Origin of the sequence: Streptomyces sp. R302 (assembly GCF_012927245.1) — a bacterium.
Lineage (GTDB): Bacteria > Actinomycetota > Actinomycetes > Streptomycetales > Streptomycetaceae > Streptomyces.
Genome location: NZ_JABBGE010000001.1, coordinates 274,879 through 288,492 on the forward strand (window position 1 = coordinate 274,879; position 13,614 = coordinate 288,492).

At 72.2% G+C, this 13,614-nt stretch carries 14 protein-coding genes; 8 read left to right on the top strand and 6 right to left on the bottom strand.

Annotation, left to right across the window (positions count from 1 at the left end):
* Window positions 1-18 precede the first annotated feature (18 nt).
* Window positions 19-1,020: a GNAT family N-acetyltransferase gene (locus tag HHL19_RS01220; protein ID WP_240981371.1), complete on the bottom strand. Its 1,002-nt coding sequence runs from the start codon at window positions 1,018-1,020 to the stop codon at window positions 19-21.
* A 102-nt stretch (window positions 1,021-1,122) separates the two neighbouring features.
* Window positions 1,123-1,707, bottom strand: coding sequence for a carboxymuconolactone decarboxylase family protein (locus tag HHL19_RS01225; RefSeq protein WP_169084638.1), 585 nt, complete (start codon window positions 1,705-1,707; stop codon window positions 1,123-1,125).
* A gap of 80 nt (window positions 1,708-1,787) precedes the next feature.
* On the opposite strand from HHL19_RS01225, the gene HHL19_RS01230 reads away from it, so the two are divergent.
* The 5 genes from HHL19_RS01230 to HHL19_RS01250 all read left to right on the top strand — a co-directional run bounded on the left by HHL19_RS01230 (window position 1,788) and on the right by HHL19_RS01250 (window position 9,155).
* A complete protein-coding gene (locus HHL19_RS01230) occupies window positions 1,788-4,694 on the top strand; it encodes a BTAD domain-containing putative transcriptional regulator (protein WP_169084640.1) in 2,907 nt (968 codons plus the stop codon).
* Window positions 4,695-4,834: 140 nt separating this feature from the next.
* Window positions 4,835-5,446, top strand: coding sequence for a hypothetical protein (locus tag HHL19_RS01235; protein WP_169084642.1), 612 nt, complete (start codon window positions 4,835-4,837; stop codon window positions 5,444-5,446).
* Entirely contained in the window at window positions 5,436-6,323 is an 888-nt protein-coding gene (locus tag HHL19_RS01240; protein WP_169084644.1) for a hypothetical protein, read from the top strand. Before HHL19_RS01235 ends, HHL19_RS01240 begins: the two co-directional genes overlap by 11 nt.
* Window positions 6,324-6,747: 424 nt before the next feature.
* Window positions 6,748-8,058 (top strand): MFS transporter, encoded by a 1,311-nt coding sequence (locus HHL19_RS01245; protein WP_169084646.1) that lies wholly within the window; start codon window positions 6,748-6,750, stop codon window positions 8,056-8,058.
* The gene (locus HHL19_RS01250; RefSeq protein WP_169084648.1) at window positions 8,055-9,155 is read left to right on the top strand and encodes a ThiF family adenylyltransferase; all 1,101 of its coding nucleotides are present in this window, start codon (window positions 8,055-8,057) and stop codon (window positions 9,153-9,155) included. The genes HHL19_RS01245 and HHL19_RS01250 overlap by 4 nt, the downstream gene beginning before the upstream one ends.
* Before the next feature lie 27 nt (window positions 9,156-9,182).
* Here HHL19_RS01250 and HHL19_RS01255 read toward each other — a convergent pair whose 3' ends face one another.
* The gene (locus tag HHL19_RS01255; RefSeq protein WP_169084650.1) at window positions 9,183-9,692 is read right to left on the bottom strand and encodes an N-acetyltransferase; all 510 of its coding nucleotides are present in this window, start codon (window positions 9,690-9,692) and stop codon (window positions 9,183-9,185) included.
* 69 nt (window positions 9,693-9,761) lie between these two features.
* On the opposite strand from HHL19_RS01255, the gene HHL19_RS01260 reads away from it, so the two are divergent.
* Together HHL19_RS01260 and HHL19_RS01265 are read left to right on the top strand one after the other, a co-directional pair.
* Window positions 9,762-10,085 carry a metalloregulator ArsR/SmtB family transcription factor gene (locus HHL19_RS01260; protein ID WP_169084652.1) on the top strand — a complete coding sequence of 108 codons (324 nt, stop codon included), beginning with the start codon at window positions 9,762-9,764 and terminating at the stop codon, window positions 10,083-10,085.
* Complete coding sequence (locus HHL19_RS01265; RefSeq protein ID WP_169084654.1) at window positions 10,075-10,575, top strand: GNAT family N-acetyltransferase; 501 nt, start codon at window positions 10,075-10,077, stop codon at window positions 10,573-10,575. The genes HHL19_RS01260 and HHL19_RS01265 overlap by 11 nt, the downstream gene beginning before the upstream one ends.
* Here HHL19_RS01265 and HHL19_RS01270 read toward each other — a convergent pair.
* The 3 genes from HHL19_RS01270 to HHL19_RS01280 form a co-directional block, all read right to left on the bottom strand.
* Window positions 10,572-11,633 (bottom strand): ArsO family NAD(P)H-dependent flavin-containing monooxygenase, encoded by a 1,062-nt coding sequence (locus HHL19_RS01270; RefSeq protein WP_169084656.1) that lies wholly within the window; start codon window positions 11,631-11,633, stop codon window positions 10,572-10,574. The two genes, HHL19_RS01265 and HHL19_RS01270, sit on opposite strands and share 4 nt — an antisense overlap.
* 78 nt (window positions 11,634-11,711) lie before the next feature.
* On the bottom strand, window positions 11,712-12,797 hold the full coding sequence (gene arsB, locus HHL19_RS01275) for an ACR3 family arsenite efflux transporter (RefSeq protein WP_169084658.1): 1,086 nt from the start codon (window positions 12,795-12,797) through the stop codon (window positions 11,712-11,714).
* Window positions 12,794-13,102, bottom strand: coding sequence for a metalloregulator ArsR/SmtB family transcription factor (locus HHL19_RS01280; protein ID WP_169084660.1), 309 nt, complete (start codon window positions 13,100-13,102; stop codon window positions 12,794-12,796). The genes arsB and HHL19_RS01280 overlap by 4 nt, the downstream gene beginning before the upstream one ends.
* Window positions 13,103-13,176: 74 nt before the next feature.
* Between HHL19_RS01280 and HHL19_RS01285 the strand changes: the two genes are divergently transcribed.
* Window positions 13,177-13,608 carry an arsenate reductase ArsC gene (locus tag HHL19_RS01285; RefSeq protein WP_169084662.1) on the top strand — a complete coding sequence of 144 codons (432 nt, stop codon included), beginning with the start codon at window positions 13,177-13,179 and terminating at the stop codon, window positions 13,606-13,608.
* The last annotated feature ends 6 nt before the right edge of the window (window positions 13,609-13,614 follow it).

Here is a 13,614-nt window from a genome sequence, read left to right on the forward strand (position 1 = left end):
GTACGGGGTGTACGGGGATCAGGCGGCGGGCACGTCGAGCTGGAACTCGTGCGTGCGCCGGTAGGAGCGGAACCCCAGCCGGTGGTTGACGGCCAGCATGTGGACGTTGTCGTCGGCGTTGTCCGTCTCGATCTCGACGACGCCGGGGTGCTCGGCGCGCAGCCGCCGCACCATGGCGGCCTTGACCCATAGCCCGAGGCCGTGGCCGCGGTGGGCGGGCACGACCGCCGTGTCGTACTGCTGGGCGCGCGGACCCGTGCCCTGGGGGAGCAGGATCTCGGTGTAGCCGGCCATGGTGCCGTCGTCGTGGACGGCGGCGACGGTCAGCAGGGTGTCCCCGCGATCGGCGACCACCCGGCCCATGGCGCGGACCCGGTCGGCGTCCCACGCCACGCTGCCGTAGTCCAGGTCTCCCACGGGCATGTCGTTCATCGCGTTCTTGGCCGCGGCGAAGGCGTCGGCGAGGTCGTCGGGAACGGTTCCGGTCCAGCCGGTCAGCCGGTAGCCGGGGTGCTCGGCATCGGCCGTCCGCAGGAGGTCGGCCCCGCCCGTCCCGTCGAGGCGCAGGAGGAGGTGATCCAGGGTGAGCGCCCTGCGGAAGCCGTGACGCTCGCCGAACGCCTCGCCCGGACCGCCGGCCGCGGCCGTGGTGATCAGGCTGCGCCGGTTCTCGGCGCGGCAGGCCGCCACCGCTGCCGACAGCAGGAGGGTGCCGAAGCCCAGGCGGCGGTGGGCGGGGTCGAGGTGGAGTTCCAGTTCGGCCAGGTGCTCCTGCCCTCCGGAGGTGAACAGCCGCAGGCCGGCGACGCCGACCGGGATGCCGTCCGCACCGGTGGCGAGCCAGGTGAGCCGGCGACTGCCCAGGGCGGGTCCGGTGAGCTGGGCGTGGATCTGCTCCGGGCCGGGCGGCGGTACGTCCGGCAGGTCGTGGGCCATCGAGGCGGCGACGACCTGATGCCACGCGGCGGCTTCGGAGGGCGAAACGGTCTGGAGCGGGTGGATGTGCACTGCTGTGGGCAAAGTGGTGACTTTCGTGATCGATGAAGCACTTCAGGGAGGTGTGAAGGGGGCTGCGCGCCCCGATTCAGGCGCTGCGCCGTTGTTCAGACGCTGCGCCGTTGTTCAGGCGCCGTGGCTCCGACCGTGGCTCGCGTGCGCGTTCTCCCGGTCGGTGTGGCGCACGAGCGGCCAGTCGACGGCGACGCGGCCGGCCATGGCGAGGTAGTTGGTGAAGACGCTCAGAGCGACATGGGCGACGACCTCGACGACCTGCCCGTCGCACAGGCCGGCGCGCCGGGCCGCGGCCAGCTGCTCGTCGGTGACGGTTCCGCGCTCACGGACCAGCACGGCGGCCAGGTCCAGGACGGCGGCGACCCAGGGGTCGTCGGCCTCGCCCCGGCGTGCGCGGGTGGCCTGCCGCGCACTCAGCCCGGCCGTCCTGGTCCCGCGGAACGAGTGCACCGACAGGCAGTAGTCGGACCCGTTCTCCTGCGCCACCAGCAACGCGATGCTCTCGCGCACGGCGGCCGGCAGGGTCGCCTCCGTGTCCAGGGCGGTGACGACGTCCACGTACCCCTTCAGCACCGGCAGGCTGTTGGCCATCACCCTGGCCAGGTTGGGGACGACTCCCAGGGCTCGGTGCGTGGCGGTGAACAGGGCGGCGGCTTCACCGGTCGCGATCTCCGGTTCTACGGTGTGGAGGGGCATGCCGAGTACCCTGCCGGTCGATCTTGATACATTCCCGATGCGTCTTCGATGCGCGCACGGACGACTCCTCGAAGGACGGCATGCGGTTCACGATCCTCGGTCCGGTGGAGGCCGTGGCTCCCGGCTCGGACGCGCCCGGCCTGGCACCCCGCCATCGCGCGGTGCTCGCCTATCTGCTGCTGCACGCCGGGGTGGCGGTCAGCACGGATCGCCTGATCGACGCGATGTGGGGGCCGCTGCCGCCGGACTCCGCCCGCGCGCAGATCCAGACCACGATCGCCGCGATCCGACGGATGCTGCGCGCTTCGGGGAACGACCGGATGCTGGTCACACGGCCGGCCGGATACGTGATCACACCCGGGCCGGGACAACTCGACCTGGACGAGTTCACCGGCCTGGTCGCCAAGGCGTCGGCGGGCTCCGGCGACCCGGGGGAGACGGCGGACCGGATGCGCGCCGCGCTGGCGCTGTGGCGGGGAGAACCGCTGGCCGGCATCACCGCCCACTACGTGCAGGGCGCCAGAGGACGCCTCGACGGGCAGCGGCTCACCGCCGTCGAGCGCCTGGCCGAGGTCGAACTGTCCCTGGGCCGTCACGAGGACGTCATCGACGAGCTCTCCGCCCATCTGGCGGCCCACCCGCTGCGGGAGCGGCTGTGCTGCCACCTGATGCTCGCCCTGCACCGTGCCGGACGGCAGGCCGACGCGCTGGACGTGGCGAGAACCTTCCGGTCGAACCTGGCCGAGGAGCAGGGACTCGACCCGGGCCACGCGTTCGGCAAGCTCGAACAGGACATCCTGCGGGACGCCGCCGACCTGCGGCCGCCGGACGCCGCGCCGGCGAAGCCGCAGGGGAGCAACTTCCTGCCGTTCGACGTCCCGGACTTCACCGGACGCGAGGGCGAGCTCGACGGGCTGACCCGCAAGTGGGCGGGGAACGACGGCGGAGTCGTGACGATCTCGGCGATCGACGGGATGGCCGGGGTCGGCAAGACGGCGCTCGCGGTCCACGTGGGGCACCGCCTCGCCGCGCACTTCCCCGACGGGCAGCTCTTCGTGGACCTCCAGGCCCACACCGCCGGTCAGCTGCCGCTGGACTCCGGCGCCGCGCTGGAGGTCCTCCTCGGCCAGCTCGGCGTGCCGGCGCAGCAGATTCCGGCGTCGGTCGCCGAGCGCGCCGCGCTGTGGCGGTCCGAGCTCTCCGGCCGTCGCGTGCTGGCCGTCCTCGACAACGCCCTCGGCATCGACCAGATACGCCCGTTGCTGCCGGGCTCCTCCTCTCCCGCCCTCCTCCTGGTCACGAGCCGGCGGCGGCTGACCGACCTGGACGGGGCGCACGCCCTGTCCATGGACGTGCTGCCCGCCGCCGACGCCGTCGAGCTGTTCGCGGCGATCGTCGGCGAACGGGCCGCCGCCGAACCCCTGGCCGTCCTCGACGTCCTCCAGCTGTGCGGATTCCTGCCGCTGGCCGTCCGCATCGCCGCCGCCCGGCTGCACCACCGCCCCCGGTGGACCGTCGCCCACCTGGCCGGCCGGCTCCGCGACCAGCGCCGCAGACTGGCCGAACTGGCCACCTCGGAACGAGGGGTGGCCGCGGCCTTCACGCTCTCCTACCAGCAGCTCACGCCCGATCAGCAGCGCATGTTCCGGCTTCTGGGACTTCAGCCGGGCCGTGACATCGGCCCGGAGGCGGCCGCCGCGCTGACCGGCCTCCCGCTCGACGAGGCCGAGACCCTCCTCGAAGACCTCCTGGACGCCCACGTCCTGACCCAGCACCAGCTCGGCCGCTACACCTTCCACGACCTGCTCCGCGAGCACGCCCTCGCCACCGCCGCCGCCGAGGAGCCCTCCGACGCCCGGAGCGAGGCCCTCGGCCGGCTGTTCCACCACTATCTCCACACCGCGAGCACGGCCGTCGACCACCTCTACCCCGAGGGCAGGAACCGCAGGCCGCGCATCCCCGCGCCGGACGAACCGGCCCGGCCCCCGCAGGACGAGGCCGAGGCGATCACCTGGCTGGACGGCGAACGCGCGAACCTCATGGCGACCGGTCAGTACGCGGCCGACCACGACTGGCACTCCCACACCGGCCGACTGGCCGCCACCCTGCACCGCTACCTGCTGGGCCACGGCCACCAGGCCGACGCGCTGGCCCTCAACGGCCTGGCACTGCGCGCCGCCCGCCTCTGCGGCGACACGGCCGCCGAAGCCCGCACGCTCATCGACCGGGGCCAGGTGTACTTCTGGTGGCACGGCGCCTACGAGCAGGCGGCCGAGCACTTCCGGAACGCCCTGGACCTCGCGCGCGAGACCGGCGACCAGGGCGTCGCGGCCAGCGCGCTGGCCGCCCTCGGCACCGTCGCCACGCGGCGGCGCGCCTACGACCGGGCCCACGAACACTGCGCGCAGGCCCTCGCGCTCTTCCAGGAGCTCGGCGACCGCGGCGGCGAGGCGAGATGCCTGACCGACCTCGGCATCGTCCACGAACGCCAGGGACGATACGAGGACGCCCACGAGCACCACCGGAAGGCGCTGCACGTGTACCGCGAGACGGGATCCCGCATCGGCGAGACCGTCGTGCTGAACAACATCGGCCTGCTGTGCCAGCAGCAGGCCCGCTACGACGAGGCCCGGCGCCACCACGGCGAAGCCCTCGACCTGAGCCGCCGCTTCGACTTCCCCGGCGACGAGGCCGAGTCCCTCAACGCCCTCGCGGAAGCCTCCCGCTCCCTGGGCGACCTCGCCCGGGCCGTGACCGAGTTCGACTCCGCGCTGACCCTCGCCCGGGAGTTCAGCTACCTCCCCGAACAGGCCCGCGCCCACAACGGCCTCGCCCACGTCCACCGCGACCTCGGCCGCACCGACCTCGCCCACGACCACGCCCGCCAGGCCCTCGACCTCTACACCGCCCTCGCGGTCCCCGAAGCCGAAGAGGTCCGCACCTTCCTCGCCGACCTCCCCCCGACACCGAGCACCCCCGAACCCTGAACTCGGGGCAGGACGGTGCCAGGGGCGGTTCCTGCCGGCGGGTGCGGGTTCCGCCCGGGCGGGCGGGTGCCGAGACTCGGCGGTGACCGCAGTGTGCGCCGGCATGGGCGGCGTACGCGTCCCGTCGAAAGAGAGCGCACGTGTCCCCAGTACCCCGGGCCAAGCTGCTGAGTCGGGCGATCCTCGCGGGGACGTCCGTCTATCTCGCCGGCCAGGTGGTGCACACGGTCCTCAACACCAACCGGTGGCCGTTCTGCACCTTCAACATGTTCGCGTACCACAAGCGTGACCAGGCGCTGCAGATGCGCGTCCGGCTCTTCACGGACGACGGCGAGGCCGTCGGGCCCACCGATCCGTGGTCGCTGCTGCCGCTGGAGTTCTTCCGGGTGGTGTCCGTCCTGGAACGGGTCTTCCACGCGCAGGACGACGTCGAGGTCCGCGACCGGTTCTGCCGGCAGGCGCTGGAGCGGCTGAACCGGCGCGGGTGGCGGGCCTGGGACGAGGTGAAGGCGTCGTTCTCGGCGGGTCCCGGGCGGCGGTTCGTCGCGATGGAGCTGTACTTCGTCGAGGTCGACTTCCGGACCTGCTCCCCCTACGACCGGACGGAGGTGACGTCGGCCGAGCTCGTCCACCGGTACGACCCCGAAGGCGTCGTGGCCGATCGGGCGGAGGCACCGCTGTGGCGGTTCGTCGAGCCCCTCGTCGAGGAGACCGAGCATGAGAGCAAGGAGGAGGCGGGGCATGCTGCCTGAGATCACCGGGGCGCGTCAGCGCCTCGCACTGGCCCGGCTCACCACCGGCCTGGCGATTCTGAACACGCTCTGGCACCTCCCGCCCGGCGACGCCCTCGTCGACGAGTGGAGCCGGAAGGCGGAGGGCGAGGACGGCCCGGCCTCCGGGCGGCTGAGCGCCGAGCAGTACGAGGCGCTGCGGCGGCTCGCGTTCGTGTCGACGGCCGCCTGGACGCTCGGCGCCGAGAGCAAGGCCCTCACGTTCGCGGCCAACGCCTCGTTCGCCGCCGTGCAGCGACACGTGGCGCAGTTCGACCAGCGGGCGTGGAACTACAACTCCAACCTCAACGTCTACCTGCTCCTGCTCTCCCTGACCGACTCGCGCGGCAGCCTCGCCGAAGCCGTCGGAGAGGGGACGGGCGACGGTACGGGCGGCGGGACGGACGACGGCACGGACGGCGGGGGACCGTCGTCCGACGTCGCCACCGCCGTGCTGCTCGCCCTGCGGCTGTACTACGGCTGCCTCTACTTCCAGTCGGGGCTCTCCAAGCTGCTGCTGAGCGGGCCCGCCTGGGCCGACGGCCGTACCCTGCGCGGCAGCTGGGCCGAGCTGGGCACCCGCGCCGGCAAGTGGCTCAGCCGGCGGCCGATGACGGTGGCGGCCGCCGCCAGCGCCGCCACGCTCGCCTTCGAACTGCTCTTCCCCGCCGCGCAGATCGCGCTGCGCAAGCGCCCCCGTGCCGTGGGGCTGTCCTCCCTCGCCTTCCACGCCTCCATCAAGGCGACGATGGGCATCTCCTTCTGGCACCACGCCGTCCACGCCCTGCCGCTGTTCGTCCTCGACCCGGGCGCCGAACGGCACACGGCACGCCTCCTGCGTCCCTTCCGGAAGCGCTGAACGGAGCCCTCGACAGCGCGCCGACAGGCTGCCGTACGCGTCCTCCGCCGGCCCCCCGAGCCTTCCGCCCGGGGGGCTTTCGCGTTTCCGGAACGGCTTTTCCAGTGGTATCCGATTTCGGCTCGGGGCAGCTTCCTGCCGGGTGCAATTGATGCCAATCGGAAGACCTTCCGTGGGCTCCCGCCACAGGACATCATCAACTCGTCGCCAACAAACGGAGGCGACACCGGGAGGAAATCCCGGGAAACCTCGAAATCACTCAGGGAGTCATCATGCTGAAGATCATCAAGGTCGTCGCCGCCCGCGCCGTCTCCGGCCGCGCCTTCAACTAGCAGTCGTCGCCTCGCGGGCCGGGAGCGACCCCGTTTCCCGGCCCGCGGCAGCGCAGTCCAGTCCCGAAGTTCGTCCGGAGGCGGAACGGCCCATGGTGCATACGGAAAAGAAGGACGCGGAACCGTCCGGTGTGAAATCCATCTGGCGCGACTCCAGATTCCGCCGCCATTTCGCCGGAATGTGGGTCAACGCCTTCGGGAACGGCGTCTTCAACATCGTCCTTCCGCTTCTCGTCCTCGACCGGACGCATTCCTTCGCCGCGATGGGCGGCGTGGCCCTCGCCACCCAGCTGCCCAAGGCGTTCCCCGGCCCCCTCGTCGGCGTGCTCGCCGACCGCCGGTCGCCCCGCGCGATGATGCTGTGGGCCTACCTCCTCCAGGCCGGCCTCGTCCTGACGATCCCGCTCGCCGCCGGCGCGTCCGTCGCCGCCGTCTGGCTGATCGGCCTCATCGCGTACGCGATGAACACCATCGACCTGTTCGCCCGCACGGCCACCTTCGTCACCATCCCCCGCGTGTACGGAGACCGCCGCAGCAAGGTGAACGCGGCCTTCGCCAGCGCCTGGACGTCCGCCTCGGTCCTCGGCCCCGCCGCCGGCGGGTTCCTGCTGCAGGTCACCTCGGCCGACGTGCTGATGCTGCTCGACAGCCTCACCTTCCTGGCCATCGCCGCCGTCGTCCTCACCATCGGCGTCCCCACCACGCCCGGGAACGCCTCCACCGCCCCCATCCGGAAGAGCCTCGTCGAAGGCCTCACCTGGTTCCGCAGGGCCGAGGGCGCCGGGCGGTTCATGAGCTCGATCGCCGCCGTGGCCGTCGTGTACGCGCCCCTCGGCACCCTGGCCGTCTTCGCCGTACGGGACGTGTACGGCGACGGGCCCACCGAGGCCGGCATCGTGACGAGCGCCGCCGGCGCGGGCCTCTTCCTCGGCACCCTGGTCTGCCAGCGCCTCGCCGACCGGCCCAAGGAACCCGTGATGCGGCGGGCCGCCTTCTGGATGGCCTTCGGCGCGGCCCTCTTCGCCGTCCCGTCCTGGATCGGCGCCGCGGCGGCGATGCTCGTCGTGAACCTCTGCGGCATGGTCTACGCGGTCTCCCGCTCCAACCTCATCCAGGAGCGCGTCCCGATGGAGCACCTGGGCCAGACGATGACCGCCGTGCAGTCCCTGGAGTCCGCCGTCCAGCCGGTCTCCGTCGCCGTCGTGAGCGCCGTGCTCGCCCTGGCCGGACCGCCCGGAGCGGCCGTCTTCCTCACCGCCTTCTCGGTCGTCGCGGCCCTGCTCGTCCTCGGCGGCGGGCGGCTCCTTGCACCCCGTACCGAGACCGTGGCCCCGACCACCTCCCGCACCCCGTCCACCCTGAACGCGACCGCCTCCGCGGCGGCCCACGGAGGTACCCGATGACTTCGATCAACCTGCGGCAGGGCCTCTCCGTCCTGCAGCCGGGCAAGGACCTCATGATCGGCCTCATGCCGCCCGCGGCACTGGCCGTCGAGGACGCCCCCGACTACCTGCGGCACGTCCTGTCCGCCTTCTCCCGGCCCGTCCCCGAGGCGGAGGCGCTCGCCACCGTGACCGCCCACTCCGACCTGGGCGTCGAGGAAGCCGGCCGGCTTCTCTCTGAGCTCCGCTGCGCCGGGGTGCTCACCACGCACTGGGTCGACCGGGAGGAGCGCTACAGCCGCCACCGCCTCTACTTCGGCGTCGCGGGCTTCGAGGGCGACCCGATGGCCGTCATCCGGAACAGCACCGTCGGGCTCATCGGCACCGGCGGCATCGGCAGCAACGTGGCGATGATGCTGGCCGCGGCGGGTGTCGGCCGGCTGGTCGTCGCCGACGCGGACGTCGTGGAGACCACGAACCTCACCCGCCAGTTCCTGTACACCGAGGGCGACGTCGGCACCCCGAAGGTCGAGGCCCTGGCCCGCCGCGTCGCCGAACGCAACACCGAGGTGCGCGTCGACGTCGTCAACGACGTCTTCGACGGCCCCGACTTCGCCGTCCGGCACTTCGCCGACTGCGACCTCGTCATCCTCTCCGCCGACACCCCGCAGGACGTCCACCGCTGGCTGAACGAGGCGTCGGTCCGGACCGGCGTCCCCTACACCTGCGCCGGCTACCTCGACACGATGGGCATCGTCGGCCCGCTCGTCGTCCCCGGGCGCACGGCCTGCCTGGAGTGCCACTTCGCCGACACCGGCCTGGCCTCGTTCAACGGCGGCGACCTGGAGACCACCGACTTCACCGACTACAACCAGGCCTACCAGGCCCCGAGCTACGGCCCGCTCAACGCCATGGTCTCGGCCGCCGCCGTCAACGACACCCTGCGCTTCCTCCTCGGCCTGCCGGCCAGGTCCCTGGGCACGAAGCTGCTCCTCGACTCCATCGAGTACGGCGTCCAGACGGAGGAGTACGAGCGGAACGCCGCCTGCGGCTCGTGCGGCACGGGCGGTGCGGGTGGCACGGGCCTACGTGAAGAGGCACTGAGCGGCGCGGTGTAGCCCCGGAGCCGGCTGCCGGTCGGCGCCTCAGTCGCGCAGGAGGAGTTCCATCTCCCGTTCACGCTGGTTCGCGTTCAGCGGGTACGGCTCCTCGTGGCCGGTCGGGACGAAGCCGCTGCGCCGGTAGAAGCCGATGGCCCGGCGGTTCTCCTCGTGGACGAGGAGGACGAGGCGCTCGGCGGCCGTCTCCTCGCGCGCCCAGCGCACGATCTCGTCCAGCATGAGCGCCGCCACGCCCCCGGCCGGGCCCCGGTGGTCCGGGTGCAGCCAGACGCCGACGAGCTTGGCCGTGTCCTGCGCCGGCAGGAATCCGTTCATGACCCCGACCCACGCTCCCTCGGGCTCGACGGCCGCCACACCGATGTTGCCCGGGCTCGCGGACCGCGTCGTGCGGAACCGCCACTCGGAATCGGGGTGGGCGAGGGCGTCGTCGAGCGTCTCCAGGTAGGCGAGCGGGGTGTCGCGGATCATGTCCAGGCGTATCGCCCGGTACGCGGGCCAGTCCTCCGCCTGTACGCGGTGCAGGGTGTAGTCCATGGCGGGCGATCTTCGCAGGAAGCCGGCGCCCTGGCCAGAACCCGATTCATCGAATATCGTCGATGATCGATGAATACCTCAGAGGCGATCACCGAGGACGAGGCCCGTACGTACGCCACGTGGTTCCGGGCCCTCGGCGACCCCACCCGCGTCCGGCTGCTGCACCTGCTCGCCGGGGCCGGGCGGGCGATGACGGTGGGCGAACTGGTCGCCCGGGTGGACGTCGGCCAGTCGACCGTCTCCCACCACCTGAAGATCCTGGCCGAGGTCCGCTTCGTCCTCGCCGAGAAGCAGGGGACCTCGACCCTGTACGCCGTGAACCGCACCTGCCTGTCGGTCTTCCCCCGCGCGGTGCGGTCGATCATGGGGGAGGAGGTGCCCGATGGGTGCTGAGTACGCGTCGGCCCCGATGACCGCCGACCACGCCGAGCAGGTCCTGGCGATCTACCGGGCCGGGATCGACGAGGGCGACGCCACCTTCGAGACCACCGCGCCGACGTGGGAGGTCTTCGACGCGGGCAGACTGCCCGGGCACCGCTTCGTCGCCCTCGGCGAGGCCGACCGCGTCCTCGGCTGGGTCGCCGCCTCCGCCGTCTCCGACCGCCGCGTGTACGCGGGGGTGGTCGAGCACTCGGTGTACGTCCATCCCGAGGCCCGTGGACGCGGGGTCGCCGGCGCCCTCCTGCGGGCCCTGATCGACTCCACGGAGGCGGCCGGGATCTGGACGATCCAGTCCGGGATCTTCCCGGAGAACACGGCGAGCCTCGCCGTGCACGAGCGCGCGGGCTTCCGCCTCATCGGCCGGCGCGAGCGCGTCGGCCGGCACCACGGCCGGTGGCGGGACACGGTGCTGCTGGAGCGCCGCAGCCGGGTCGTCGGCTAGCGCAGGAGCTCGGCGACGGCGCGGGCCGCGTCGCGGGCCGGGCGGCCGACGCCGATGAGGGTGGCGGAGGCGGGGCCGGTCCAGTCGCCGTAGCCGAGGAGGTGGAGGCGGGGTTCGCCGATCGCCTGGGTGCCGGTGGTGGGGATGTGGCCTCGGGGGCCGCGCAGGCCCAGCGGGGCGAGGTGGGAGAGGGCGGGGCGGAAGCCGGTGCACCAGATGATCGCGTCGGCTTCGGCCGTCGTGCCGTCGGGCCATTCCACGCCGGTCGCGGTGAGCCGGGTGAACATCGGCTGCGCCTTGAGGAGTCCGGCGTCGCGGGCGGTGCGGACCGGGGGGACGGCGACGATGTCGCCGAGGGAGGCGACGCCGCCGGTGTCGGTGCGGCCCTCGTCGAGGGCCTTGCGGCGTGCGGTGGCGTGGTCGAAGAGGGCGCGGCCGTCGATGTCGTCGGCGAGGTAGCGGGGTTCGCGGAGGGTGACCCAGGTCAGGTCGGAGTCGTACGCGAGGTCGGCGGCGATCTGCGCGCCGGAGTTGCCGCCGCCGACCACGATCACCTTCCGGCCGGCGAAGTCGGAGGGCCGCTGGTACTCCACGGTGTGGAGCTGGGCGCCCTGGAACTCCGTACGGCCGGGGACGGCCGGGACGAAGGGGCGGGACCAGGTGCCCGTCGCGCTGATGACCGCCCGGGCCCGCCACGTACCCGAGTCGGTTTCGACGCGGAGGAGTTCGCCGTCGCGGTGGACGCCCGAGACGCGTACGGGGCGGTGGACTGGGAGGTCGTAGCGCTGCTCGTAGTCGGAGAGGTACGCGACGACGTGGGCCGCGTCCGGGTACGTCTCGCCCGGCTGCGGGGGCATCAGGCGGCCGGGGAGGGACGAGTACGCGGCGGGGGAGAAGAGGTGGAGGGAGTCCCAGGTGTGCTTCCAGGCGCCGCCAGGGGACGTATCGGCGTCCAGGACGACGAAGTCCAGTGCGGCACGGCGCAGGTGGTAGCCGGCGGCGAGGCCCGCCTGGCCTCCGCCGATCACGACGACGTCGACGGTCTGGTGCTGGGGCATGCCCGGGATTCCCTTCTCGACGACGGTGCCCCGGCCCGCGCGGCGGGGCGGGGCACCTGGTGGTGACGCGGAGCGTGCCTACCGCTGGGCGGGGGCGAACTTCCTGCGCCAGGCCAGCGACACGTACACCAGGGCGACGAGGACGGGGACCTCGATCAGCGGGCCGACGACGCCGGAGAGGGCCTGGCCGCTGGTGACGCCGAAGGTGGCGATGGCGACGGCGATGGCGAGCTCGAAGTTGTTGCCGGCCGCGGTGAAGGCGAGGGTCGCCGTGCGGTCGTAGTGCAGGCCGATCGCCTTGCCGAGCGCGAAGGTGCCGAACCACATGATCGCGAAGTAGACGAGGAGGGGGAGCGCGATGCGGGCGACGTCGAGCGGCTGCGAGGTGATCGTCTTCCCCTGGAGGGCGAAGAGGATCACGATGGTGAAGAGCAGGCCGTAGAGGGCCCACGGGCCGATCCTCGGCAGGAACTTCGCCTCGTACGACTCGCGGCCCAGCTTCTTCTCGCCGATGCGGCGGGTCAGGAAGCCCGCGACGAGCGGGACGCCGAGGAAGATGACGACGTTCAGCGCGATCTTCCACATGGAGATGTCGAGCGTCTCGCCCTCGCCCAGGCCCAGCCAGCCGGGCAGCAGGTCGAGGTAGAACCAGCCGAGGACGCCGAAGGCCAGGACCTGGAAGACCGAGTTCAGGGCGACCAGGACGGCGGCGGCCTCGCGGTCGCCGCAGGCGAGGTCGTTCCAGATGATGACCATGGCGATGCAGCGGGCCAGGCCGACGATGATCAGGCCGGTGCGGTACTCGGGCAGGTCCGGCAGGAAGATCCAGGCCAGGGCGAACATGATCGCCGGGCCCAGGATCCAGTTGATGACCAGCGAGGAGATCATCAGCTTGCGGTCGCCGGTGACGGCGTCGAGCCTGTCGTAGCGGACCTTGGCCAGGACCGGATACATCATGATCAGCAGTCCGACGGCGATGGGGAGCGAGATCCCGCCGATCTCGACCTTCGCGAGGGCGTCGTCCAGGCCGGGGACCAGCCGCCCGAGGCCGAGGCCGAGGCCCATGGCCAGGAGGATCCAGACGGCGAGGAAGCGGTCGAGTGTCGACAGCTTCGCGACCACGGACTTCTCGGGACTCGTGGTCGTGGGGGCGGCGGGGGTCACGGGCAGGACCTCTTGGTGTCGGCGTTGGCGCGGGCGGTGGCGGCGAGGCCGGCGAACTGCTCGGCGAGCGAGTCCAGGACCTCGGGCTGCAGTCGGTAGTACGTGAACCGGCCGCAGGGCTCGGTGTCCACGACGCCGGCCTCGCGGAGCACGCGCAGGTGGTTGGAGAGGTTGGTCTGTCTGGCCCCCGTCTCCTCCACCAGGTGCGTGGTGCACAGGGTCTCGCGGGCGAGCAGGGTCACGATCTGGAGCCGCAGCGGGTCGGCGAGGACCTTCAACAGCTCAGTGTCGACTGACGTCAGCATGGACTGATACTGTCACATCATTGAGGGCTGATGCCAGCCCGGGCTGATACCTGCCTGCTGTGAAGGAAGAACCGATGTCCGAGACCCCGCTCGCGTCCGTACTGTTCGTCTGCGTCCACAACGCGGGGCGCTCCCAGATGGCCGCCGGCTTCCTCCGCCACCTGGCGGGCGACCGCGTCGAGGTCCGCTCGGCCGGCTCCCTCCCGGGCGACCAGGTCAACCCGGCCGCCGTGGCCGCCATGACCGAGCTCGGCATCGACATCTCCGACCAGAAGCCGAAGGTCCTCACCGCCGAGGCCGCGCAGGCGTCGGACTACATCATCACCATGGGCTGCGGCGACGCCTGCCCCTACTTCCCCGGCAAGACCTACCTCGACTGGGTCCTGGAGGACCCGGCCGGCCAGGGGGTCGAGGCCGTCCGTCCCATCCGGGACGAGATCAAGGGGCTCATCGAGGGCCTCATCGCGGAGATCGACTCCAAGAACGCCGAGAAGCAGGAGAGCTGACCTCAC

What these genes read in the sequence shown, in the direction of transcription:
- HHL19_RS01270 (WP_169084656.1), bottom strand. Translation starts at nt 11,633, where the DNA reads ATGCCCCAGCACCAGACCGTCGACGTCGTCGTGATCGGCGGAGGCCAG.
- HHL19_RS01250 (WP_169084648.1), top strand. Translation starts at nt 8,055, where the DNA reads ATGACTTCGATCAACCTGCGGCAGGGCCTCTCCGTCCTGCAGCCGGGC.
- HHL19_RS01260 (WP_169084652.1), top strand. Translation starts at nt 9,762, where the DNA reads ATGAATACCTCAGAGGCGATCACCGAGGACGAGGCCCGTACGTACGCC.
- HHL19_RS01225 (WP_169084638.1), bottom strand. Translation starts at nt 1,707, where the DNA reads ATGCCCCTCCACACCGTAGAACCGGAGATCGCGACCGGTGAAGCCGCC.
- HHL19_RS01285 (WP_169084662.1), top strand. Translation starts at nt 13,177, where the DNA reads ATGTCCGAGACCCCGCTCGCGTCCGTACTGTTCGTCTGCGTCCACAAC.
- HHL19_RS01240 (WP_169084644.1), top strand. Translation starts at nt 5,436, where the DNA reads ATGCTGCCTGAGATCACCGGGGCGCGTCAGCGCCTCGCACTGGCCCGG.
- HHL19_RS01245 (WP_169084646.1), top strand. Translation starts at nt 6,748, where the DNA reads ATGGTGCATACGGAAAAGAAGGACGCGGAACCGTCCGGTGTGAAATCC.
- HHL19_RS01280 (WP_169084660.1), bottom strand. Translation starts at nt 13,102, where the DNA reads ATGCTGACGTCAGTCGACACTGAGCTGTTGAAGGTCCTCGCCGACCCG.
- HHL19_RS01230 (WP_169084640.1), top strand. Translation starts at nt 1,788, where the DNA reads ATGCGGTTCACGATCCTCGGTCCGGTGGAGGCCGTGGCTCCCGGCTCG.
- HHL19_RS01255 (WP_169084650.1), bottom strand. Translation starts at nt 9,692, where the DNA reads ATGGACTACACCCTGCACCGCGTACAGGCGGAGGACTGGCCCGCGTAC.
- HHL19_RS01265 (WP_169084654.1), top strand. Translation starts at nt 10,075, where the DNA reads ATGGGTGCTGAGTACGCGTCGGCCCCGATGACCGCCGACCACGCCGAG.